18 protein-coding genes and 1 tRNA gene are annotated in these 24,171 nt (G+C 33.0%); 2 read left to right on the top strand and 17 right to left on the bottom strand.

Annotation, left to right across the window (positions count from 1 at the left end; translation table 11 throughout):
* Nucleotides 1-16 precede the first annotated feature (16 nt).
* From rsmA to IEV77_RS01680, 8 genes are all read right to left on the bottom strand, one after another.
* Nucleotides 17-808, bottom strand: a complete 792-nt coding sequence (gene rsmA, locus IEV77_RS01715; protein WP_188461231.1) for a 16S rRNA (adenine(1518)-N(6)/adenine(1519)-N(6))-dimethyltransferase RsmA — start codon at nt 806-808, stop codon at nt 17-19.
* A gap of 18 nt (nt 809-826) precedes the next feature.
* Nucleotides 827-1,150, bottom strand: coding sequence for a DUF4286 family protein (locus IEV77_RS01710; protein ID WP_188461229.1), 324 nt, complete (start codon nt 1,148-1,150; stop codon nt 827-829).
* A gap of 114 nt (nt 1,151-1,264) precedes the next feature.
* The gene (locus IEV77_RS01705; RefSeq protein ID WP_188461227.1) at nt 1,265-1,777 is read right to left on the bottom strand and encodes a GNAT family N-acetyltransferase; all 513 of its coding nucleotides are present in this window, start codon (nt 1,775-1,777) and stop codon (nt 1,265-1,267) included.
* Nucleotides 1,778-1,990: 213 nt separating this feature from the next.
* The gene (locus IEV77_RS01700; protein ID WP_188461225.1) at nt 1,991-3,766 is read right to left on the bottom strand and encodes a tetratricopeptide repeat protein; all 1,776 of its coding nucleotides are present in this window, start codon (nt 3,764-3,766) and stop codon (nt 1,991-1,993) included.
* Between the two features lie 538 nt (nt 3,767-4,304).
* Nucleotides 4,305-5,576, bottom strand: coding sequence for a serine--tRNA ligase (gene serS, locus IEV77_RS01695; RefSeq protein WP_188461223.1), 1,272 nt, complete (start codon nt 5,574-5,576; stop codon nt 4,305-4,307).
* Nucleotides 5,577-5,658: 82 nt separating this feature from the next.
* Nucleotides 5,659-6,969, bottom strand: coding sequence for an HTTM domain-containing protein (locus IEV77_RS01690; RefSeq protein WP_188461221.1), 1,311 nt, complete (start codon nt 6,967-6,969; stop codon nt 5,659-5,661).
* Nucleotides 6,959-7,897 (bottom strand): bifunctional riboflavin kinase/FAD synthetase, encoded by a 939-nt coding sequence (locus tag IEV77_RS01685; protein ID WP_188461219.1) that lies wholly within the window; start codon nt 7,895-7,897, stop codon nt 6,959-6,961. Before IEV77_RS01685 ends, IEV77_RS01690 begins: the two co-directional genes overlap by 11 nt.
* A gap of 79 nt (nt 7,898-7,976) precedes the next feature.
* Nucleotides 7,977-10,826, bottom strand: a complete 2,850-nt coding sequence (locus IEV77_RS01680; RefSeq protein ID WP_188461217.1) for a M43 family zinc metalloprotease — start codon at nt 10,824-10,826, stop codon at nt 7,977-7,979.
* 198 nt (nt 10,827-11,024) lie between these two features.
* Here IEV77_RS01680 and IEV77_RS01675 point away from each other — a divergent pair, with 198 nt between their 5' ends.
* A complete protein-coding gene (locus tag IEV77_RS01675) occupies nt 11,025-13,793 on the top strand; it encodes a T9SS type A sorting domain-containing protein (RefSeq protein WP_188461216.1) in 2,769 nt (922 codons plus the stop codon).
* Between the two features lie 50 nt (nt 13,794-13,843).
* Here the strand turns inward: IEV77_RS01675 and pth are convergent, their stop codons facing one another.
* The 3 genes from pth to IEV77_RS01660 form a co-directional block, all read right to left on the bottom strand.
* Nucleotides 13,844-14,410: an aminoacyl-tRNA hydrolase gene (gene pth, locus IEV77_RS01670; protein ID WP_229736553.1), complete on the bottom strand. Its 567-nt coding sequence runs from the start codon at nt 14,408-14,410 to the stop codon at nt 13,844-13,846.
* Between the two features lie 139 nt (nt 14,411-14,549).
* Entirely contained in the window at nt 14,550-15,185 is a 636-nt protein-coding gene (locus tag IEV77_RS01665; RefSeq protein WP_188461212.1) for a 50S ribosomal protein L25/general stress protein Ctc, read from the bottom strand.
* Nucleotides 15,186-15,263: 78 nt separating this feature from the next.
* On the bottom strand, nt 15,264-16,205 hold the full coding sequence (locus IEV77_RS01660) for a ribose-phosphate pyrophosphokinase (RefSeq protein WP_188461210.1): 942 nt from the start codon (nt 16,203-16,205) through the stop codon (nt 15,264-15,266).
* Nucleotides 16,206-16,349: 144 nt separating this feature from the next.
* On the opposite strand from IEV77_RS01660, the gene IEV77_RS01655 reads away from it, so the two are divergent.
* A tRNA-Leu gene (locus IEV77_RS01655) sits at nt 16,350-16,429 on the top strand.
* 138 nt (nt 16,430-16,567) lie between these two features.
* On the opposite strand, the gene IEV77_RS01650 is transcribed toward IEV77_RS01655, so the two are convergent.
* From IEV77_RS01650 to IEV77_RS01625, 6 genes are all read right to left on the bottom strand, one after another.
* Nucleotides 16,568-17,623 carry a VOC family protein gene (locus IEV77_RS01650; RefSeq protein ID WP_188461208.1) on the bottom strand — a complete coding sequence of 352 codons (1,056 nt, stop codon included), beginning with the start codon at nt 17,621-17,623 and terminating at the stop codon, nt 16,568-16,570.
* Between the two features lie 16 nt (nt 17,624-17,639).
* Nucleotides 17,640-18,434: an SDR family NAD(P)-dependent oxidoreductase gene (locus tag IEV77_RS01645; protein WP_188461206.1), complete on the bottom strand. Its 795-nt coding sequence runs from the start codon at nt 18,432-18,434 to the stop codon at nt 17,640-17,642.
* A 336-nt stretch (nt 18,435-18,770) separates the two neighbouring features.
* Complete coding sequence (locus tag IEV77_RS01640) at nt 18,771-20,201, bottom strand: TolC family protein (protein ID WP_188461204.1); 1,431 nt, start codon at nt 20,199-20,201, stop codon at nt 18,771-18,773.
* A gap of 11 nt (nt 20,202-20,212) precedes the next feature.
* Nucleotides 20,213-20,881, bottom strand: coding sequence for an ABC transporter ATP-binding protein (locus IEV77_RS01635; RefSeq protein WP_188461202.1), 669 nt, complete (start codon nt 20,879-20,881; stop codon nt 20,213-20,215).
* 25 nt (nt 20,882-20,906) lie between these two features.
* A complete protein-coding gene (locus IEV77_RS01630) occupies nt 20,907-21,650 on the bottom strand; it encodes a head GIN domain-containing protein (RefSeq protein ID WP_188461200.1) in 744 nt (247 codons plus the stop codon).
* Nucleotides 21,651-21,668: 18 nt separating this feature from the next.
* The gene (locus tag IEV77_RS01625) at nt 21,669-24,017 is read right to left on the bottom strand and encodes an ABC transporter permease (protein WP_188461198.1); all 2,349 of its coding nucleotides are present in this window, start codon (nt 24,015-24,017) and stop codon (nt 21,669-21,671) included.
* Nucleotides 24,018-24,171 lie beyond the last annotated feature (154 nt).

Here is a 24,171-nt window from a genome sequence, read left to right as displayed (position 1 = left end):
CGAAATGACAAAGATTTTATTCATTAATATCATTATCAATTAATTGCGTAAGGGCTATAAACTCTTGCACATTTAGTTGTTCTGGACGTTTATCAAAGATAGTATTTGCTTTTAAATTATCTGATAAATTGAAAGATTTTAAACTATTACGTAGGGTCTTTCTACGTTGTTGAAACCCTGTTTTTACGACCTTAAAAAGCATGGCTTCGTTACAATCAAGTGTCTGATTTTCTTTTCGTTTTAATCGCAACACTCCAGATTCTACTTTAGGTGGTGGATTAAAAACACTTGGAGGAACCGTAAATAAATATTCGGCGTCGTAAAAAGCTTGTGTTAAAACTGAAAGAATGCCATAAACCTTACTGCCTTCTTTTGAACAAATACGTTGTGCAACTTCCTTTTGAAACATGCCAGCAAATTCAGGAATCTGGTCGCGCATTTCTAAGGTTTTGAATACAATTTGTGTGGAAATATTATAAGGAAAATTTCCTATAATGGCGAAGGGTTCGTTATTGAAAACTTCGTTTAAATCGTATTTTAGAAAATCTTGTTCAATAACCCGATCTGCTAAATTTAAATAGTTGTTTTTTAAATATTCTACAGATTCGGGGTCTATTTCTATAACATGTGTTGTGGTTTCCTTTTTAAGGAGGTATTTTGTTAAAACTCCCATTCCTGGACCTATTTCCAGCACGTGCTTGTAGCCTTTAAACGACAAACTGTTTGTTATTTGTTCAGCTATGGACTCGTCGTTTAAGAAATGTTGTCCTAATTTTTTTTTTGCTTTTACTTGATGGTCTTTAGACACAATAGTTCTTTTTTATAATTAGTTGATAGTCACGGAATATTCGTCAATAATTTCCAACTCGGTTCTAAAAGCTAACACTTTGTCAGCAAAACGTTTTAAACCATCTTGCCTTAAATGATTTGCATGATCCTGGTAATAAGCATCTAAATCTTCTCTAGATTTTGCTCTATATTGAATGGAATAGGTGAAACCTTCTATCTTTTCATCTACCAAAACACGAGTTAATTTTGCTTCAGTAAATTTTCCTGTCGCCAACATTAATGGAATGTGTTCTTTAATCCATGAAAGCCATTCTTCATGGATGCTTTCTTCTAAGTTTACCGTTACGTTGTATATAATCATTTCTTAAGTTATAAGTGCCTAAAGTTGTTTCTGCAAATTCCAAACCCCAAAAAACTAAATTCCAAAAGGGTTTTAACTATAACTTGGAATATGATCTTTGAAATTTAATTTATATTATAAATCTTTTGCAAATAACAGCAGTTCTTCGTCATCTTCAAAAGGTTTCACCCTTTTTTCATAAGTTAAGCCTAATTTTTCTAATAACTTTATGGAATTGGTATTAGTTGGTAAGGTTATGGCTACTATTTTATCTAGGTTGAAGGTCTCTTTTGCTAGTTTTAAAATGGCGTCGGATGATTCAAAGCCAAAACCCTTGCCTTCGTATTCTGGTAACATGGCAAAACCAATATCAACATCATCTAAGGTCTCTCTTTTTATAAGGCCACAAGTACCAACTATTTTATTTTTTTCTTCCTTAAGTAGTAGTTTGTAAAAGCCAAAACCATTGTTTTCATAGCTTTTAAGGTGGCCATTTTTTAGAGCTTCTTCAGCTTGAGCAATGGTTTTTATATTGCGTTCTCCAATATACTTTAACCAATTAGGCGTATTTACTAGTTCCAAGAAAAACGGCGCATCACTTAATGTGAATTTGGAGATAATTAGTCTGTTGGTTTCTGCTATTTTCATTAAAGAATGATTTAATATAGAAATTGTATTTAGCTTTGAAAACAATTTATTTTCTGATGTTTGGCAATTGCTTTGTGTTATTCAATATATAAATACCTACAAGGTTTATAAAACCTTGCAGGAGATTCTAGCGAAATTTGGGTTTGTTTTAAAATTGAAATATTTTTTTTGTGAAACTCCGTCTTTCATTTTAAGATCTATCTTACCTCAAACCTAATTTATTGCATCACCACGAAGGAGCCTAAAATTATTTCTAGCGTCAACAAAATAGATGCTGTCTTGGTAGTTAAAGATGATTTTCTCGTACAAATCCTGAGCTTTTTCTGGCTCATTTAGCTTAGTTCGGTAGAGTTCGGCTAAGTAAAAATAAGCATCGTCTGCCAGAATATCATCGCTAAAATTAGTAATGATGGATTGGTAATTAGCTTCAGCTTTATGATATTCCTTTTTTAAATCGAATAATTGTGCTTGTTTAAATAAAGCTTGATCTTCTATCGTTTTTCCTTTGTGTTCGTTTAAGATAACATCTAAAAGTTCTATAGCTTCGTTTGTGTTATTTTGAAAGGCCATTAAATCTGCTTTGGCATAAAGATTTAAGGCTGTTTGTGTGGAATCTTCATATTTGTTATCTGTTATAAGTAACATAAGTTCCAGCGCATCGTTGGCAATTAATTGTGATGTAGACGATTTTAAAATTTTAAGTTGCGATTCTGCCCATTTGAAATCGCCTTTATAATAACTTGTTTTTGCCACTTTAAAACGTGCTTCTTGGGCCAAAGTGCTGTTTTTTAAATTGCGTTGTACTTGAGTATAGTAAATTAAAGCTTCATTAAAATTTTCCTGCAAAACTAAAATATCTCCAAGTTCCATTTTAACACCCGCTTCCTGAAAGGAATTGAGAGGTAATTCTAAACTTTTCTTTAAAACAGTAATCGCATTTGGGGAATCGTGTATATAAAAAGCTAAAAAATGGGCGTAGGCAATTTGAAGAGGCAAGGTTTGTGTTTGCTTGCCATAGGTATCAAAAACAAGGTCGTATTCTTTTAAAATATTCTTGTACTCTGCAGGTGTTGCAATTTGTGTTTTTATGTTAATTACGTGATAATAAGCATCTAATTTGGTGTCCAAATCTTGGGCGGTTTCTCCTAAATAAGTAAAAATATCTAAAGCTATTTCAAATTCTTTATCGTTAATAGCAATATTCCCTAACTCCTCAATTCTATCCAAAGTTTCTGGCTGTCTGAAGAAAATGGCTTTTTCTTGAGTGAAGGCTTTGTTAAAATCTTTTTGTTGCACAAATAACCAACTTAACATTTCGTTCCAAAGTAAATTTTGATCGATTTGAATCTTCTTAAGAAGAAGACGTTTTAAGATAATATTATTTTCGTTATCATTATTTTCACTTATAAATTCACTAAAAGCACGTTTAATGGTATTTAAATAGGTGTCGTTAATTTCTACAAAATTCAAATAACTTTCAAACATTTTTTCAACTTTGCCTTGTTCTCCATAAATACGAGCCAATAGAAAATTGAAATTTTGATCCGGTTTTAGGATTATACCTTTTTCATAAGCTACAATAGCTTGCTCTAATAAGGATCTGTCTTCGAAGGCTTTTCCTATTACAAAAACAAAATTCGGATTTTGATCTATAGTTTCTAAGGCTATATTATAATTTTTTTCGGCATTAATAAGGTCGTTTTGTAGCTGATAGTTATAACCCAATTCTATTGTTAATGGTGGATAATTAACTTTGGTAATCTGGTCTAAAAGTAAGGTTTCAGCCTCTTGATAATTTTCTAATTGCTGATAAGTTTTTACTAATTGAAGTAGATAATTATTGTTGTTTGGGGATTTGTCGTGTAATCTTTTATAAGATAATGCCGCTTTTTCGAATTCCCCATTTTTAAAATATTCTGATGCTACAAGGTCTTCTTGCGAAAACACATTGAAACAAAAACAGAAACATATTAAAAATAGAAACCTCATAATATTACTTTGTGTAAATATAACAAATGTGATTTTTAGATATTGTACGATTCTTAAAATTTTGTGATAGATAGTGTTTGGGGTCTCATTTTATTCAAAAAGAGAGGCGCTTCTACTTTTTATAAGGTTTTAAATATTTAAATTTTGAGTATAAAAAAATGCCTGAAGAAACTTCAGACATTTTACCAACCAAACTAAATGTGCTATTAATCTTGTTTACTTAACATGATTCAAATACTCGATTGGGGCAATAACAATTACCAAATCAAACTTTTGTAATTACTTAGTCGAGACTATAGTAATCTTGTTGCTTTCAGATTTTGCTATATGAAAATCTGAAAACAAAACTTTACTAGCCAAAAAAACTAAGGCAATCAACAGAAAAATACGTACTACATTTTTCATAATAAGTAGGTTTTAGGTTTGGGACTACTAACTTGTGAAAAATAATTTAATTAACAAAGAAAAACGCTAAAAAATCGTTGAACAACGTTGTTTTTTAGCGTTTTGTCGGTAAAATAAGAATATTCTTACAAATTTAATCAATTATTTTAAAGCCGGTATATGGCACTAAAACATCAGGAATAACAATCCCATCTTTAGTTTGATAATTCTCTAAAATGCCAGCAAGAACTCTTGGTAAGGCAAGTGAACTTCCGTTTAATGTATGAGCTAGTTCGTTTTTACCTTCAGCATTTTTAAAACGAAGCTTCAATCTGTTTGCTTGAAAGGTTTCAAAATTAGAAACAGATGAAATTTCTAACCATCTATCTTGTGCTGTTGAAAACACTTCAAAATCGTAGGTTAGGGCAGAAGTAAACCCAATATCCGCACCACAAAGTCTTAAAATTCTGTAAGGCAGTTTTAAGTCTATTAAAAGCGTTTTTACATGTGCTACCATCTCATCTAAAGCTTGATAAGAACGAGAAGGATGTTCTACACGTAATATTTCAACTTTATCAAATTGGTGTAATCTGTTTAAACCTCTAACATGAGCCCCATAACTTCCAGCTTCACGTCTAAAACAAGGTGTGTAACCGGTTATTCCTATTGGTAGTTCAGATTCATTTAGAATAACATCTCTAAAAATATTGGTTCCAGGAACTTCAGCAGTTGGAATTAAATACAGGTTATCTTCTGTAACATGATACATTTGCCCTTCTTTATCTGGAAGTTGTCCAGTTCCAAAACCAGAAGCTTCATTTACTAAAAGTGGCAACTGATATTCCGTATAACCAGCCTCTGTGTTTTTATCAAGGAAATAGGCAATTAAAGCACGTTGTAATCTAGCGCCTTTTCCTTTGTAAACAGGAAATCCAGCTCCAGTAATTTTATTACCAAGTTCGAAATCTATAATATCGTATTTTTTAGCCAATTCCCAATGAGGAAGCGCTTCACTATGTAGCACAGGAATGTCTCCTTCTCTGAAAATTTCTTCATTGTCTTCTTCAGTAGAACCTTTTGGAACAGAAGCATGAGGTACGTTTGGTATTTTATATAACAAATTGTTTAAAGCTTCTACAATGTCGTTAAGCCTTTCGGTTAAGTTTTTAGTAGTTTCTTTAAGCTCTGTTGTTTTTTCTTTTAAAGCATTGGCTTCTGCTGCTTTCCCAGATTTGTACAAGTCACCAATTTCTTTGGACAAGGTATTGGCTTCTGCCAAGCCATTGTCTAAAAGGGTTTGCGTTTGACGTCTGTCTTCATCTAAAGAAATAACGTCTTCAATCATTTTGGTTGCATCGATATTTCTAACAGCCAATTGTTTTATAACGGTTTCTTTATTCTCTTTAATAAATGGTACTTGTAACATGGTTTGTGAAATTTAAGCCACAAATTTAATGAATTGCCAAGAAATTTAATCCTAGAAAGGGAGTTTAATTACTAGATGTTTTTTATTGGGAAGGTAAAAGCCATTCACTATGTTTAAAAATGTTCCAAGGTACCGTTGTTAAATCGACAGTTGGATCAACAAGTTGCTTGTAAGGACTTCCGTTAATGCCTATTTTACAATCTACATAAACAGAAATATCCTCGCCTTTTTCAGCATAAATTTCCTTTAAGCGTTGCGAAAATTGCCAAATAACATCTGGTTTCGTAGAGGCCAAATGAACTTGTTTGTTACTTAAATAATCATGTAATTTAATGTTGGTAGATTTTAAGGTTTTTTTATTAACTACCTTGTAATTGGCATGACCTTGTTTGGAGCGCAACATCATTCGCCATGATAGTCTGTGGCCTTCTTCGGTCCAAAGAACATTGTCTTGAATAAAATAATGTCTTAGTGGAAGTGCTATTTGGATTATAAAATAGATTGAAAAAACGGTTAACAACCCATTTCTATATGAAGGAATAAGTACTTCATTTTTACTATAAAAGGGCTTCCTTTTTAAAAATATATTATGAATGGTCTTTGGCTCAAAAAAGAAAAGAGCAAAAGCTAACGATAGGTATGGAAATATTCCAACCTGAAAAACGAAAGAGTTAAATAGATGAAAAAATATGCCTACAAAAAAAGCCCATTTTCTGGTTGGTTTATAAAGTAATAAAGGAATAATCAAGCCGTCGAACAAAAGGCCTCCATAAGCTAGAAAATAGTGTGCCCATTTTTGTTGAAGCAAGTCGCCAACAAGAAAGTAATGTTCCTTTCTTTTCATTAATATCTCTATGAATGTGGTGTCTAACCAATCTGGATACATTTTAGCAATGGAACCGTAAGTATAAACAATTAGCATTTGTAAAATAAACACCAAACGACACCAATTTGGCATAGATAATTTCTTGATGTTTGGGTTGTTTTTTGCATCTAGGGAAAAATACGCGTTTGCTGGTTGAAAGACCATGATGGCACTAAGCAGAATCAATAAATAGTAATGGTTGTTGTACGATGCTTTTTGCATAAAATACGTGCCAGCCCACATAATGGTAAACATAATGGCGCTAAAACGGTACTTGTAACCTACCATAATTAGTAAAGCAAAAACACCCATTAGCGAGTAATAAATATACATTCCGTTACCAGGAAGTGGTTGTAGCCATTCGAAACCAATAAAAGAAAAAGTGAACTCTGGATCGATAAGCGTTCTTTTAATCCAACCAGTAATAATGGCTCCAACAGACTCTAAAAAACATAGCAACCCAAAAATAATTCTAAAAATTATTAAAGAACTATTATCTACATGTTTAAAGAGGAGTTTATTTAGCATGGAACTTTTCTATATATTTTAAAGATGTCTCTTTATCTTTTTGAAGTTGTATTTTTAAAGCTTCAACAGAATCAAATTTCTGCTCGTCTCTAAAACGATCCAACAATTCTACAACTAAAAGTTTGTTGTAGATAGACTGATTGAAATTAAAAAAATGGATTTCTATGGATTGTTCGTTGTTAGAATTTATGGTTGGGTTGAAGCCAATATTCATCATGCCATAAACGATTTCATTGTCAATAGTTGTTTTAACTATATAAACACCTTGTTTTGGAATGAGTTTGTAGCTTTCTTCAACATGCAAATTAGCTGTTGGAAAACCTATGGTATTTCCTAGACCTTTTCCTTTTACAACTACGCCTGAAAGCATAAAAGGAGAGCCTAAATATTTAGTTGCTATTTTAATATCGCCTGCCACTAAGGCGTTTCTAATTTTTGTTGAACTAACTGAAACTTCGTTGATATCTTGAGCCGAAATTTCTTCAACTTCAAAATCGTAAATTTTCCCGAATGCTTTTAAGTCGTCTATGTTGGCAGATCTATTTCTTCCAAAATGATGATCGTAACCAATTATTATTTTTTTAATGCGAAGTTGTTTTACTAAAACTTCAGCAACAAATTCTTCAGCAGTTAAACGAGAAAATTCTTTAGTGAATTTTTTAATAACTAATACGTCTAAACCAAGTTGCTCTAAAATAAGGCTACGTTCGTCTATGGTATTAATAAGTTTGATGTTGGCATCCTTTTGTAAAACCATTCTTGGATGCGGAAAAAACGTTAAGACAACAGATTTTAACTGGCTTTTTTTAGCCGTTTGAACTAAGCGTTCAATGATTTTTTGATGTCCAATATGAACCCCATCAAATGTACCGATGGTTACAACGGTATTAAAGTTAAAATCTAGTTGAAGTGACTTATAAATTTTCAAGGTTGAATAATTTGTTCAAAAATAAAAAAAGAGGATTGATAAACATCAATCCTCTTTCAAATTTATTTGGAATTAAAATTTATTTCTTAATAAACGGTAAAGAAATTTGTTTTGATTCTTGAGCTATTTTAATAAAATACATCCCATTGCTTAAAGTCGAAGTATTTATTAATAAGTCCGATTCATTATTAATTGTTTTACTTAGCACAACTTGACCTAACAGGTTATAAATAACATAAGCATCTGGTAACGTATTATTACCTGATTTTATAGTTAACAGGTTTGTTACAGGATTTGGAAACATGCTAAAGTTGTTAAACGCATGGTTCTCCACTCTTAAATAAGCGTTTAACGGGCCAAAATAAAAGTTACCATTTAATCCAGAAACGTTTGCCTCTAGTGTAACATCTGTACTGAAACTACCAATAGTAGCAGCTACAATATCTTCAACGTTGCCGTCTACTTCTCTAATAATGTATAAATCTGCTCTAGATTTTCCAGTAGCGGTTTCCCATCCAGCAATTTCATCTTCCGTAAAGTAAAATGAAGCAGTAACATTTCCTGTAGTACTTGTATTTGTTGTATTAATAGTAAACGATTTACTCATTACAAATTCTGTAGGGTCTGTGTTTTCATAAACTTGAGATTCCGTACCCGCACGATTAACCGAAACGTCTGCACAACCATAATCGAAGGTATCACCGTTTTGTAATCTAGCCATGATATTTTTAGATGAACTATCAAATGCATAAGCATCTCCTGAGCCAGAAAATTGCATGGAAGCTGCTGTTCCAGTATTTACAGTTGTTTGAACATTATTTTGAAAGAATGAAACAGCACTAAAATCATCTACCATAAACATATATCTATCGGCAGAAATACAGTGTATTCCAATTCTAATTTCTTGATTATTGTAAGCAGATAGATCATAAGTGTCTTCAGACCAAGTGCCATAAGGAGCTGTCTCAGAAGAAGCAGAAATCAATGTGAAATCTGATCCTGAAGTTGGAATCCCGGTCCCAACATAAACACCTACATTATAGTTTTCTAGACCATAAGTGTTGGATAAAGATTTTACCCAAAAAGAAACCGAATTTCCTGATACTCCTAAAGAAAGGACAGGAGAAATTAACCAGTCGTTGTTTGCTGTAACGCCACCTTCTGGACTTCCAGCCCATGATCCAGCATATTTTGAACCACTATGTGGATCGAAATTTCTTGTTTCTCCAGAAGCTCCTGTTAAATCATTTGTAGAAGGTGAAGGAGTGGTAGTAGATGGATTGTATATTTGATAAGCCATCTCTCCATATGCATTAGGATAAGTAGGATCTTCTACAGCGGCGTAAGTTCCTAATTCATCTAAATCTAAAGTGATCCATTCTCCAATATTGTCAATTATAAAATCTGAATAACTTTCAAAATCTTCATCTATTAAGGTCGTTAAAGTCCCGAAATTTGGAGCATCATCGTCGTCATTAATCGTGTAAGTTAGAGTCTCAGAACCATTTGTTGCTAATTCTGCATCTCCCGTTGTGGATAAAGACATGTTTACAATAATGGTTTCATCATTTTCAATAAAAGCATCTTCAAAGATTGCAAGTGTTAAGTATTGATTGTCATTAGAACCTGCATTGAAAGTAAGGTTAGGCGTTATTAATTCATAATCCACCAAATTTGTTGCAGTGCCACTTAATGAAAAAGTAACAGTAGCATTTTCAGAAGGAGCTAACCCTATATTTACAGAGATGTCAACAAAACGAGAATTGCAACTTGTTCCTTCTACTTCGCTAACGTTTGGAGTTCCAAAGGCTATTACTGGTTCAGAATTTCCTGTAGTCGAATTTGGTAAATTCGAAATACCAGTTCCATTTTCAAGAACGGTAACCATTCTATTTACTTGATCGAAAGTAAATATGTTCATACAAGCATCGTTGGTATAATCCATGTAATTTTCAACCATATCTCTAATCCCATCACAAGTTGTTTGGTTCGATGGGCAACCACCATTAGAAGTTGTAGTTTGTGGCGTGTCTGCGCAATAATCATTTCCACAAGTTGAGTCTCCCCAAATATGTCTTAATCCTATCCAATGACCAACTTCATGAGTTAAAGTACGTCCTAAGTTATAAGGAGAAGCTGTTCCTGGATTTGCTACAGAACCAACACTTCCAGCTAAAATTACAACACCATCTGTAAGAGCAGAGCCTCCATTAGTATCTAATCCCGGAAGAGTCGAGTTAGAAGGGAATTGCGCATACCCTAATAAACCACCACCAAGATTTGCTGTCCAAATATTTGCATATAAAGAGCGATCCCATATGGTAGCAGGTTTAATAGTATTATCTAAAGCAGCTGTAGAAATAGTTCCTGAATATCCATAAACTCTATCAATTCCAGGTTCTGTCATGGCATTTCCATCAGGATCTATCATTGCAGGAATAAAATTAATTTCAGCATCTGTTGCCGCAGCATGTGTGCTTCCTGCTAAGTTTCTAAAATCAATATTTAATTGATCTATTTGAGCTTGAATTCTTGCTGCAGATAAATCGTTAGTATCACCTTGAGATCCAGTAAGAACGTGAAATACAATTGGAATATTCACCACTGCACGTCTAAAGGTTCCGTTGGCTTTTTCTTCAGCTACTCTTATTTTGCGAGCTTCTATTAAAGGAGCTAACCAGTTTTCAAAAGCTTCTTGAGATTGGATTGTAGGATCTTTTTGTCTACGTAACTCATCCATTTCTACAGTAGCACATCTTACAAAGCCAGTTTCGTTGAAATGCCTTTGGTTTTCTTCTGTTAATTGTAATGGCTCATTGGAATCTGTTCTTGAATTTGAAGTTGAATTTGATTTTTGTTGCGCATGCAAACTAAAAATCATCATAAACATAAATAAGCCCAATACTTTCTTAAAGTAGTCTTTTTTCATAATGTAAGGAGGAATAATTAATTATTAATGTATAAAAATATATAAAATTTAAGGAAGAAGTCTAGCCTTTTATTAAATTTCGACCAGAAACATGACATTTTAACATAAATAATTGATGAGCAATGCTTTTAAGCTCTAAAAAATTTTAAAATGACGTTAAATATTTCTATTTTAGAAGCATAACCAATATAATAAACTATGAAATTAAAAACTACTCATCTAAAATGGAGTAAAATGAACCTGTTATTTCTAACGGTCATTTTATTTAATTTGAATTTGATGGCTCAAAAGCCAATGCCGGCTAGAGATTTTGAAATAAGTCTTGCAGCAGATGAAAAAGTGGACTCTGAGATTAAAAGTAACATGCGTGTTAATTTAGAAACAGGGTTTCCAATGGCACTTTATGGACTAAATTACGAAGTACCACAAGGAACACCAGAAGCCATGGCTATGTATTATATAGAGCATGAATCTGAAAGATTTGGAATTAAGAAAAATGAAATTTCAAATCTTCGCCATCACGCAACAAGATCTACAAATGCAGGTTCCGTAGTGAGATATCGTCAGTATTCTGGGGACTACCCGGTTAACAAAGGAGAGTTGACTATTAGTATTTCACCAGAGAATAAGGTGGTATTTGTAATGAATAGTTATGAGGTTCATGTTAATTTACCTAATGTACAGCCAACAGTTTCAGAAGCAAATGCGTATCAAATAGCGATTGATTATTTAAAGCCAGAATCTCAAGTATCTTTTAATGACAGTCGTTTAATGGTTTATAAAAATTCAAAAATTACGCGATTAGCCCATGAAGTTACAATTGTTTCTGATACTCCTGCTGGAGAATGGCATGTTTTTGTAGATGCACGTACTGGCCAGATTTTTAAAGTGGTCGATATGGCACATTATTATTGTGACCATAAGGAGGGAGCCCATGATGAGAATTGTGATCATGAAAAAGAAAAGAATTTAAATTCTGGAACAGAAGATTTTAGAAGAGCAGAAGGGACAGGAATGGTATTCAATCCAGATCCACTATCTTCAAATACTGTAGCATATGGAGGTCAATATGTTGATGACAATGATGCTACGAATGCCACTTTAGATGCTGCTAGATTTAGTGTTACCTTAAGAGATATAACTTTAAGTGGTGGTACTTATTCTTTAGTAGGGCCTAGAGCTGAAATAATTGATTTTGCAGGACCTTATAATGGTTTGTTTACCCAAGCATCTCCTGATTTTAATTTTAATAGATCAGATGATGCCTTCGAAGCTGTTAATGTGTATTATCATATTGATTATTTGATGGGTTATATTAATGATGAATTAGGCTGTAATGTTTTGCCTTATCAATATAGTTCGGGAGTTCGTTTTGATCCTCATGGCTTCAATGGAGCTGATAATTCGTCTTATAATTCTGGTTCTGGTCAATTGCAATTTGGAGAAGGTTGTATTGATGATGGCGAAGATTCAGATGTTATTCATCACGAATTAGGACATGGATTGCATGACTGGGTTACGTCAGGAGGATTATCTCAAGTTGATGGGTTAAGTGAAGGTTCCGGAGATTATGTTGCCCAATCTTATAACAGAGGTGTTAGTATAGCTAACGGTTATTGGACTTCTGGAGATGCAGCATGGAATTATGTATTTAATTGGGATGGACATAACACATGTTGGAATGGTAGAATTACAAATTATAGTGCCATCTATCCAGGCGGATTGGTTGGACAAGTACATGCAGATGGTCAAATTTGGGCAAGTTGTTTAATGACCGTTTGGGATGAAATTGGTCAACAACGTATGGACAAAATATTTTATGAAGGCTTAGGGATGACAAACGGTTCTTCAAGTCAAAATGATGCGGCAGTTGCTGTGTACCAAGCGGCAATTAACTTAGGTTATACAAATTCTGAGATTAATACGATCCATACTAATTTAACAGCTTGTGGTTATACTTTACCAGCAATTGCTGGACCTCCAGTAGCTGCTTTTAGTGCAGATAATGAAACCATTTGTTTAGATACAAATAATACGGTTAACTTTATGGATGAGACATCTCCAGCGGGAACATCTTGGGCTTGGTCGTTTGAAGGTGGTTCTCCAGGGACTTCAACAGAGCAAAACCCTTCTGTAACTTACGCGTCAACAGGTGTATATGGTGTTACTTTAGAGGTTACAAACTCTTTTGGAACAGATACTTTAACATTATCTGATTATATATCTGTGGTTTCTGGAGCGGCTTGTCCTAGTTGTACAACCTATACTTCGGAACAAGATTTAAATCTTCCAATTCCTGATGGAACAGGAGGTAATGGTGATTCTGGAGCACCAGCAGTTAGTGTCATTAATATTCCTAGCTCTGTTACTATTGATTATGTAACTGTAAGTGTAAACGTGTCGCATTCTTGGATTAATGATTTAATAATCGAAATAATTCATCCTAATGGTACAACTGCAACAACCTTGTATAATAGAGAATGTGATGATGAAGATAATATTGTTGTTAATTTTGCTGATGGATTCTCTGCATTTAATTGTGCTTCAACAACAGGAGACTATAATCCGTCTTCTCCCTTAAGTGTGTTTTCTGGAATGGATGGTGCTGGAGATTGGACCATTTCCATTACAGATAATTGGAGTATAATTACTGGTGTTTTAAATGATTGGTCTATAGAAATCTGCGCTTCACCAACGGTTTCAATTGCGGAAAATACTTTTGAAGATTTTGCTATTTATCCAAATCCAAATAATGGGTCGTTTAACATTATGATGAATACGGGGTCTAACAAAAATATTAATGTGGAGGTTTATGATATTAGAGGACGTTCCATATTTAATAATACGTTTGAAACTACTTCAAGATTTAATCAAGAAATCACTTTAAATAATGCCGAATCTGGAATGTATTTAGTTAAAATTTCAGATGGAGAGAGACAAACAATTCAAAAGATTGTTGTTGAATAATATAAATAAGAATAATACTAAAAAAGGGAAGCTCATGAGCTTCCCTTTTTTTATTTACCATTAAATGTATTCATGGTATTATTAATGCCTGCTGTTCCAAAAGATTTTATTAATTCAATGGATTTATCTAAGCGTTCAGGAAGAATTTTGTTTTCTTCGTCTTCCCATTCTCCTAACACATAATCTACTTGGGAACCTTTACTAAACTCATCGCTTATTCCAAATCTAAATCTATTGTAATTGGTGGTATTTAGCTTTTCTTGAATATCTTTTAACCCGTTGTGTCCCCCAGCACTACCTTTCATTTTTAAACGAATGCTTCCAAAAGGCAGGTTTAAATCGTCAGTAATTACTAATAAATTTTCAATAGGAATTTTTTCTTTAGTTAACCAATAAAGTAGGGCCTTTCCACTTAAATTCATGTAGGTGTTAGGCTTTACCAATATAAAGGTTCTTCCTTTAAATTTGTAAGTGGCTATGTCTGCTAATTTTTGAGTTTCAAAGGTTAGATCTTCTTTTTGAGCTAAATGGTCTAAGACTTTAAAACCTATATTATGTCTTGTGTTTACGTATTGTTCACCAATATTACCAAGACCAACAATTAAAAATTTTTTCATTGTGTTCGTTTCTTCGTTAATGACAGAAGCACTTTGTTTGTTGAATAGTTTTTTTAAGAAGTGACAAATCATATAGACAAAAATAAAAAAAGCATTCTGATATATCAGAATGCTTTTAAATAACTTAACCTATTAAGGTCTATTCTTGAGCTTCAGAAGCATCTTCTGGAGTTTCTCCTTCAGCACCTTCAGTTTCTTCTTCGTCATCTTCAGCAGCAATTGCCATAGCGGCTCTTGCACGTTTAATTTGACAAACTACAGTGTTATCTGGATGCATAATTTTGTAAGCTTCATTTTCTAAAGCTGTAACATATAATTTACTTCCAATTTTTAAAGGAGTAATATCTATTTCGATAAAATCTGGTAAATTACTAGGTAAAGCTTTAACACGTAATTTACGAGCGTTTTTACGTAATACACCACCAGCTTTAACACCTTTTGAGTTTCCAACAAAGTGTACAGGAATTTCCATCATAATTGCTTTGTCTTCGAACAATTGATAAAAATCGATGTGTAAAATATTGTCTGTTACTGGGTGAAACTGGATATCTTGCATAATGGCATTGAATGTATCACCATTTTCTAAGGTAATCACAACTGTATGCGCATTAGGTGTGTAAACCAGTTTAGAAAAGGCTAACTGTTCTGCATTAAAATGAACTGGTTTGTCTCCTCCGTATAATACGCAAGGAACCTGACCAGCATTACGTAAGGCTTTTGTTGCTTTCTTGCCTACGCTTTCTCTTTGAGATCCGTTGATTGTAATTGATTTCATTGTTTAAAATATATAGTTATTATTAATATTCTTTTTTTGTCAAAAACCTTAATTAAGGAAATTGATTTTTAGCCGAAGCTACATGATAAATTTAGAACTAATTGATTTGTTGTAATGCACATTATGCATGACATCTGCAAAAAGGTCGGCACAACTTAATACACGAATTTTGCTACATTTCTGTTTTAGAGGAATAGAATCTGTTACAATTAATTCTTCTAATTTTGATTGTTCTAACTTTTCGTAAGCGTTACCAGATAAAATAGGATGTGTACAAATTGCTCTAACGCTTAATGCGCCACGTTCCATCATTAAATCGGCTGCTTTGGTAAGCGTTCCTGCTGTATCAACCATGTCGTCTACTAAGACTACGTTTTTACCAGTAACATCTCCAATAAGTTCCATATGAGAAATAATATTGGCTTGGGCTCTTTGTTTGTAACAAATTACCACATCGCTTTTTAAAGCTTTAGAATAAGCATAAGCTCGTTTTGATCCTCCCATGTCTGGAGAAGCAATGGTTAGATTATCCAAATTTAAACTCTGTAAATAAGGTAAAAATATAGTGGATGCAAATAAATGATCTACAGGTTTTTCGAAAAAACCTTGAATTTGATCTGCATGTAAATCCATGGTAATAATTCGAGTAGCTCCAGCTACTTCCAACATCTTTGCTACTAATTTTGCAGCAATTGGTACTCTAGGTTTATCTTTTCTATCTTGTCTTGCCCATCCAAAATAAGGAAGTACAGCTGTAATATGTCTTGCAGATGCACGTTTAGCCGCATCTAACATTAACAACATTTCCATTAAATTTTCTGGACCAGGATTTGTAGAGCCAATAATAAAAACACGAGTTCCTCTAATAGATTCTTCATAAGATGGTTGAAACTCACCATCGCTATAAGTAGAGGTTATAACATTACCTAGTGGTACACCAAAAGCGGTTGCAATTTTAATAGCAAGTTCTTTACTTTGTGTACAAGTAAAAATTTTAGCTTCTGTGTTTCCGTTTGGCATGGCTAAACTATTGTTTTATAACGAATTAAATCGTTTTTGTTAATTGAGGTGCAAATTTAGGAATTTATTTCAACTCCAAAAGGATAAAAGACACAATTTTTAATTGTTTGTCGTATTTTATTTTATAATTTTGCAGTCTACTTTGCTCAAGTGGTGGAATTGGTAGACACGTCGGATTCAAAATCCGATTCTTCGGAGTGCGGGTTCGATTCCCGCCTTGAGTACAAATAAAACCTCAACTATTTAATTATGAATAGATTGAGGTTTTTTTTTTATTATCGATATTACCAGATTTGTTACTGGATTATCTAAATTATTTTTGATGAAATAGGATGTGACTTGCCATTGTTCTTCCGAATGTCCTATTTAACTCTTTTGAAGCGAAACAACTTTAAAATCCAATTTGGCAATGGATGATTTCCTCTCTTTCTAAAATCAATATACCATCCAATTTTTTTAACCAATGGGATTTTGTGTGTTTCCACAAATTCGATTAATGTTCCTTCTGGAGCTTGGATGTAAGAAAAGTTTCCAGCAGCATCTCCCATATCAAAAGTGTCCATGGCTCTTGCGCTATCTGCCGTAAATGGAAATCCAAAACCTTCTGCTTTTTCTCTTAAAGCGTCCATGTCATTAATATCGTAACACAAATGAATGAAACCTGGATCTCCCCAAATTCTACCTTCATAAATATCTTTTGGTGATCCGTCAATTACTTGCAGTAATTCAATTTCGGAATCACCAAAAATTGGGCTTAGAGCGCCACTTTTAACATCTGAATGACGTAAAATAACTCTTCTAAATTTTTGATTCCCTCCAGGAATGCCAGAAAGGTCTTCAAAAACTTTGGTTTCATCATAAACGACCTTGTCAAATCCTAAAATATCTCTGTAAACAACTAAGCTTTCATCAATATTTTTGACTCCGATTACGGTTCCAAAAACACCTCCATTAACAGCTGTTTCTTTACTGAAAACGAATTGATGTTCTTTTACTTCCCAAATATTATCATAAGGATCCTTCAGGAAAAAATGTTTAGATCCACTTGGTGAGACCGAAACTTCTCCCAATAAATTTAATCCGGATGCTTTGTATTTCGCATAAGCCGCTTCAACATTATCACTTTTTAAAACGCCAATATTTATACCCAGATCTCCTAATACAATGGGAGTCACTTTTGGAGTTGGCTTTTTACCTGTATGTTGCCAGATTTCAAAACCGCCGCCGCCTTCCATGTTCAATGCTAAAATGGCATGTCTTGAAGCCGTTTCTCCGTTAGTATGAGCAAGCATTAGTTCTGCAACAGCTTCCTCATCGAAAATTAAAATATCCATAGAAAAATGCTCGCGATACCATTTCCATGCCTCATGCACATCTACTACTCCTACTCCTAATTGTTGAATTCCGTTAATTTTCATGATCTATTTTTAATAACTATAATGGCTGTGTTTTTGTTGATAAATAATAATATAATCTAGGAAAGAATCTTCTAATATGAACCATCATTAATTCTTTACCTCCTACAAGAATTTCTTTCTTTTCCTTTTCTAATTTTTTTACAATAATTTTGGCTGCTAGTTCCGAAGAAATTCCTTTATCTTGGCCTTCATCCATTTTATTATGAGCATTTCCATGTTTATCTAACGCATTCATGGAGATATTTGTTTTAACCCGCCCAGGAATAATCATAGAAATCAATATTTTATTGCTAAAATTTTCAGCTCTAACACTTTCAAAAAAACCATGTAAGGCATGTTTTGTTGCCGCGTATGAAGAACGGTAAGGGAATCCGAATTTCCCAACAATACTGCTAGTAACTCCAATTTGTCCGCCACCATTTTTAATCATAAGGGGTAAAACTCTTTTTGTAAGTTCAATGGTTCCGAAAAAATTGACTTCAAAAATCTTACGATCCATAGAAATGGGTGTGTCATTGGCGTAGGAACGTTGACTAATACCTCCAAAATGGTATAAGCCATCTATATGGGTTTCAGTTTTTAAAACATGATTTGCGGCTTGTTCGATAGAAGATGGGTCGCTTAAATCAAAAGGGATAACAGAAGTCGTACTTCCATTTTTCTGACAAATACTAGCTACTTGTTCTAATTCCTCCTTTTTTCTTGATGATAGAATTAAATGACACTTCTTTAAAGACAACTCCATTGCAACTGCTCGTCCTATGCCAGAAGAGGCTCCAGTGATCCATAAAGTTTTACTAGTGAATTTCATTTAAATTTCTTTTTCAGAATAGGCGAAGGTAAGAGATACATTTTACTTTTCTAAACAATTTTCAATTTCAGTTTGGGTTGTATATTTTTAGAATATCTGGTAATTTGGATAAATTTGTGTGAATATAATTATTGCTTTTTTCATAAAAAATTAATTTTAATAAGTTTAAGATTTTAGTGTGGGATTAAGAATAATTCTCCTGAAAATCTAACTAAACCTTATTGCATACTGTCCTGATATCTAGCTGAGAATTAGCTACAAATAAAAAGCCTCAATTAATTTTAATTGAGGCTTTTATAAACATTATAAGTAAAAAGAATATTGACTGTAAATTAATTACAAGGTTGCAAACGATTTGCCTCTATAATAATCTAGAACTATAACACGTAAGAAATACTCGTATTTAGCATTTGCTAAATTGGTTTGGGAACTATCTAAATTATTTTTACTGGTTATATAAGCTAAAAAATTAGAGGCTCCATTATTAAAACGAATATCGTTAACACGATAAGATTCTTTATAGGCGGCCACTTGTTTTAATAAACTTTGATAGCGTAAAAAAGCGGCTTCCATATCAAAATGAACTTGTTTGATTGAGTTTTTAATCTCTTGTTGTGTGCGCTCTAATTCAATAAGCGATTCTTCAACTTGAATTTTTTGCAATGCCACATTGTTTTTTGCTCGGAAACCATTGAATATTGGGACTAATACAGATAGTCCAACTACGGTATTTAAGTTATTATCAAACTGATCTGTATAACTTATATTCTGACTTTTATATTCTGTTTGGTTAGCAAATACCGGAAGGTTTTGATTATTTACGACTACAAAATCACTAGTTTCTACAACATGAGATCCTGTTTCAGTAAACGTTTGCGCAACACTGGAATGATTGGTGTTTAATTGGCCAAACAAAGATATTTCAGGAATATACTGAGCTTTTGCGACACTAACACCTTTTTTAGTAGCGTCAATTCGTAGAGTTTTGGCTTTAAAAGTTGCTAAATTTTGCAAAGCCTCTTCATAAACATCTTGAGATGAATATGGATAACCATCTAAACTCATTAATAAATCTGTAGTATCAATGGAAAATTCATCTTCTAAGTTTAGCAACCTAACCAGGGTTAATTTGGAATTATTTAAAGCACTTTCAGAACTTAAAATATTGGTTTCATCCATAGATTCTTGCCCAACCATATCTGCATAGTCGGCAGGATTACCAACTTCTTCATTATATAAATCTTCCTGTCTTTTTAGTTGTTCATTAGTTGCAACTAATCGTTTTTTAGCTAATTCTAAAAGGTCTCGATTGTTTAAAACTTGAAGATAAGCCAAGGTCACACTTAAAACTAAATTTTGCTTGGCTTCTTCAATTTCCATCTCAGCCGCCTGTTTATTTAGTTGCCCCTGTTTTACTGAATTTAATAGCCTAAAGCCATTAAAAATGGTTGCATCTAAATTTAGATTTGCATTAGAAAAGGTTAATTCTTGGTTTATAAATAGGTTTGTAAACGGATCGATACTTCGCCCATTATTCATACCAATATTATAGCTTCCGTTTAAAGAAGGTAGCATATTGGCTTTGGATTGCTTGAAATTGATATCTGCCGAATTAGCAACTAATGCCGTTGATTTTAAGTTTAAATTGTTCTCCAAAGCAATCGCAATACACTCGTTTAAAGTATAACTGCCATCAGGTTCTGATTGTGAAAAAAGAACACAATGAAAACAAAAAGCTAATAGGACTATAATGGGTTTTAAGGACATTTTGTTTAAGTTTATTCAGAGACAATCTTGCCATCTAATAGATTAATAATTCGTGTACCATAAGCGGCATTACTTTCTGAATGTGTTGCTTGAATAATGGTGACACCTTCTATGTTTAATTCTGCAAACAACTCCATAATTTCAATACCTTGCTTAGAGTTTAAGTTTCCGGTAGGTTCGTCAGCTAATAGGAGTTTGGGTTTTGAAATTAAAGCTCTAGCAATTCCTACTAATTGCTGTTGTCCGCCACTTAATTGCGATGGAAATAAATCTTTCTTGCCAACAATATTAAAGCGATCCAATATATCTGCTACCAAAGCTTTTCGTTCTGAAGATTTTATGTTTTTATAGAGTAAAGGTGTTTCTATATTTTCTTGAACGGTTAATTCATCAATAAGATGATAGGCTTGAAATACAAAACCAATATATTCTTTGTAAAGTTTCGTTTTATCTCTTTCTTTCATGCTATGAACCGGTTCTTCTAAAAACACGTAGCCACCATCTGTAAAATTTTCTAGCATACCTATACAATTCAATAAAGTTGATTTCCCAGAACCCGATGGTCCCATAAGTGAGATAAACTCTCCTTCTTTCACATTAAGATTTATAGTATCTAGTAAGCTTATTTTTTTACCTCCAGATTTAATAATTCTAGAAGCTTGATTGAGTCTTAAAAGCATGATTCTTTAGTTTTTATTATAGTGATTAGTCAACTTTTGAAATGTCTACATCTCCAATAGTGATTCCTTTTTCGAGAGATGCATTGCCTTTGTATTGTAATTCTGCTTCGCCATAAGCTGTAATTTTTATATTATTTGAAGCATTTATTTTAAATTTGGATTCCCCATAGGCGGTAATCTTGGTTGTTCTATTTTCTACTGCAAACAGATTAATTTCACCTTCGCCATAAGCTCTTATCTTTTGATTGTTGATGCTTCCTTTTTTAATTTCTAAGGAGCTTTCTCCATAGGTATCTAAATCAAATTCATTAAAATCAACTTCATTAAAGATGATTTTTGATTCGCCATAAATTTTTAAATCAAAGCTTTCTACTTTAATTGGGCTTTTAAATAATGTAGATTCTTCGCCTTTAATGATAAGCTCCTTTAGGTTTTTGTAAGTAACAGTGATGGTTAGTATTTTACCTTTATAAATTGGCGCTTTCATATCTTTACCATCTCTATTAACGGTTTCCGTTTTGGTCACGTTTTTTGCATCTTCTAAATAAACCTGAAGCGTTTTTCCTTTCACTTTTATGTTAATTTTGTCTTCAGACACTTTGCTTTCTTCAATGGTAACCGACTCTTCAGTGCCTTCTATAAAGGTTACTTGAATATGTGGACTAATTTCAGCTGAATCAAAAGCATCCACGGTTTTCTTTGTTTGTGAATACCCTAATTGTATGATGCTTATAAATCCAAGTAATATGTAATATTTTAAATTTTTCATGATTCTATTTTAGTTTTATTATTCTGTTTTTAAACTTTTTACTGGATTTGCAATCGCGGCTTTTACAGCTTGAAAACTAACTGTAACTAAAGCAATAAGTATGGCAACAAATCCTGCAATTAAAAAGATCCACCAGTTTATTTCTATGCGATAAGCATAGCCTTGAAGCCAATTACTCATAACGTACCATGCAATAGGAATGGAGATTAGTATTGAAAGACCAACTAGCTTTAAAAAGTCTTTCGATAATAATTTGACAATACCTGGTACACTAGCTCCTAAAACTTTTCTCACACCTATTTCTTTACTGCGTTGTTCTGCAGTATAAGCGGCTAAGCCAAATAAGCCAAGACAAGAAATAAGAATGGCAAGCAAAGCAAAGATTTGCGATAGTTTTCCAACCAGTTGCTCACTTCTAAATCTAGCATTAAAGTTTTCATCTACAAAAGTGTATTCAAAAGGAAAGGCTGGATTATTTTTTTTCATAACGGCTTCTACTTTAGATAGTATATCAGGTGTTGCAACTTCAGCATTTGTTTTCAAGTAAAAATAGCGCGCTTGATCATGGTAATTATAGAAAAGAACCGGATCGCTAGTTTCGTACATATCACCATACTGAAAATCTTTTACAACACCAACTACAGTATACGTATCACCTCTTGTAATTTGTTTGCCTAGGGCAGTTCCTTCTCCCATTAATTTGGCTAACGATTCCGTTACAATAACACTTGTACTGTCTTTGGCCGTATTTTCGCTAAAACCTCTACCTTCAAGTATTTCCATTCCTGTTGTATTAAAAAAGCTAGAACTGATATTTCTAAAAGAAATTAACACATCTTCAGTATTAGTGCCATCTGTCCATGTTAATCCAGAGCCATTATTTCCGTCCGATAACAAATTCGAATTACATAATGCTGCGTCTTTAACCGCCCCTGTATTTATTAAATCTTGTTTTATAGCTGTGAATTTTTCAATCATATTCCCATTGACTTTCATAGAAATTAGTTGGTCTTTTTCATAACCCAATTCTCTATTTTTTACATGCTGAATTTGTTGATACACGAGAATGGTACTAATAATAAAAACAATAGAAATTGTAAACTGTCCCACAACTAGCCCTTTTCTGATAAATGAAGCAGAACCATGTGTTGACTTAACACCTTTTAAAACTTCAACAGGTTTAAATGACGATAAATAGAAGGCAGGATACAAACCAGCAAGAACACCGCAAAAGATAGTAATGCTTAATATAAATATTATGTGCATTGGGTTTGATAGTCCTAACACCAAGTTTTTGTCTATTAATAAATTAAATTGAGGAAGTAATATGATTAATAGAAGGATGCTAACAAATGAAGCAATAAATGCCATAATTAAAGCTTCAGAAATAAACTGAATCATTAACCGTGATCTGCCAGATCCCATAGCTTTACGAACACCTACTTCGTTGGCACGTTTTTCACTTCTAGCTGTAGATAAGTTCATGAAATTTATACAGGCTATTAATAAAATAATAAGTGCAATAATGGAGAATAAACGCACATAGGTAATTTGTCCACCTGCTTTTTTACCATCTACAAATTTAGATTTTAAATGCCAGTCATTCATGGAATGCAAAAAAGCTTGCGTATCACTGTCATCCGTTTTTTCTGGAATGAGTTGACGGATACGAGTATCAGCCGTTTCAAAATTAGCTTCAGGAGATAATTCTACAAAAGTATATGAAAAATTACTACCATATTCCATCATCCATTCTGCTCCATCTCTATAGCGCTCAAATGGTGCGACCCAATTAAATGGGAAAGTTATATTTTTAGGTAAATTTTCAATGACACCTGTAATGATATACGTATCTGTATTATTCACTTTAAGTACTTTTCCTAAAGCTTTTGTTTGCTTTCCATAAAGTTGTTCGGCGGTTTCTTGAGTAATTACAATGGCTTCTGGGTTATTAAAAGCTGTATCGGCATTACCTTCAATAAACTTTAAACTGAAAATCTTAAGAAAATCAGCATCAGCATATCTCCCCATTCTATTAATGGCATTATCACCTACAGTAAACATAAGCTCTTCGTCACTAGAACGAGTAGCTCTAACAACACCAGGAACCTCATCTTTTATGGCTTGAGCCAGTGGTCCAGGAGTAGAGTAATAGGTACGCCACTCATTATCATACTTCTGATTTGTAGGAATGATATATACTTGATCTTGTTTTTCAAACGTATCAAAATGAAGTTCATCTTCTACCCAAAGAAAAATTAAACTAGCACAAGTAATCCCTATGGCTAAACCAAAAATATTTAGAAAACTATAGCCTTTGTTTTTAAGTAAACTTCTGAAGGCTATTTTTATATAATTGAATATCATGGTTTTTTGCTTTTAAACGTATACTATTTATATAGAGAAGATGATGCCAAAGATGTATCGCTATTAATATCAAGTGGTTAGTGTTATTATAAAATATAAAAGTGTTCGATTTTGATACACACTTTGTTCGTAATCGAACACTTTAAAATCTCAA

Origin of the sequence: Xanthomarina arctica, assembly GCF_014638915.1 — a bacterium.
GTDB classification, from domain to species: domain Bacteria; phylum Bacteroidota; class Bacteroidia; order Flavobacteriales; family Flavobacteriaceae; genus Xanthomarina; species Xanthomarina arctica.
The sequence above is the reverse complement of the archived record's forward strand: the minus strand, read 5'-3'. Positions and strand labels throughout refer to the sequence as shown.

Excerpts from the sequence above, each read along its gene's own strand:
- pth (WP_229736553.1), bottom strand. The coding sequence starts at position 14,410 with ATGAAAAAATTTTTAATTGTTGGTCTTGGTAATATTGGTGAACAATAC.
- IEV77_RS01700 (WP_188461225.1), bottom strand. The coding sequence starts at position 3,766 with ATGAGGTTTCTATTTTTAATATGTTTCTGTTTTTGTTTCAATGTGTTT.
- IEV77_RS01640 (WP_188461204.1), bottom strand. The coding sequence starts at position 20,201 with ATGTCCTTAAAACCCATTATAGTCCTATTAGCTTTTTGTTTTCATTGT.
- IEV77_RS01645 (WP_188461206.1), bottom strand. The coding sequence starts at position 18,434 with ATGAAATTCACTAGTAAAACTTTATGGATCACTGGAGCCTCTTCTGGC.
- IEV77_RS01635 (WP_188461202.1), bottom strand. The coding sequence starts at position 20,881 with ATGCTTTTAAGACTCAATCAAGCTTCTAGAATTATTAAATCTGGAGGT.
- IEV77_RS01660 (WP_188461210.1), bottom strand. The coding sequence starts at position 16,205 with ATGCCAAACGGAAACACAGAAGCTAAAATTTTTACTTGTACACAAAGT.
- IEV77_RS01680 (WP_188461217.1), bottom strand. The coding sequence starts at position 10,826 with ATGAAAAAAGACTACTTTAAGAAAGTATTGGGCTTATTTATGTTTATG.
- IEV77_RS01710 (WP_188461229.1), bottom strand. The coding sequence starts at position 1,150 with ATGATTATATACAACGTAACGGTAAACTTAGAAGAAAGCATCCATGAA.
- IEV77_RS01690 (WP_188461221.1), bottom strand. The coding sequence starts at position 6,969 with ATGCTAAATAAACTCCTCTTTAAACATGTAGATAATAGTTCTTTAATA.
- IEV77_RS01625 (WP_188461198.1), bottom strand. The coding sequence starts at position 24,017 with ATGATATTCAATTATATAAAAATAGCCTTCAGAAGTTTACTTAAAAAC.
- IEV77_RS01665 (WP_188461212.1), bottom strand. The coding sequence starts at position 15,185 with ATGAAATCAATTACAATCAACGGATCTCAAAGAGAAAGCGTAGGCAAG.
- serS (WP_188461223.1), bottom strand. The coding sequence starts at position 5,576 with ATGTTACAAGTACCATTTATTAAAGAGAATAAAGAAACCGTTATAAAA.
- IEV77_RS01705 (WP_188461227.1), bottom strand. The coding sequence starts at position 1,777 with ATGAAAATAGCAGAAACCAACAGACTAATTATCTCCAAATTCACATTA.
- IEV77_RS01630 (WP_188461200.1), bottom strand. The coding sequence starts at position 21,650 with ATGAAAAATTTAAAATATTACATATTACTTGGATTTATAAGCATCATA.
- IEV77_RS01650 (WP_188461208.1), bottom strand. The coding sequence starts at position 17,623 with ATGAAAATTAACGGAATTCAACAATTAGGAGTAGGAGTAGTAGATGTG.
- IEV77_RS01675 (WP_188461216.1), top strand. The coding sequence starts at position 11,025 with ATGAAATTAAAAACTACTCATCTAAAATGGAGTAAAATGAACCTGTTA.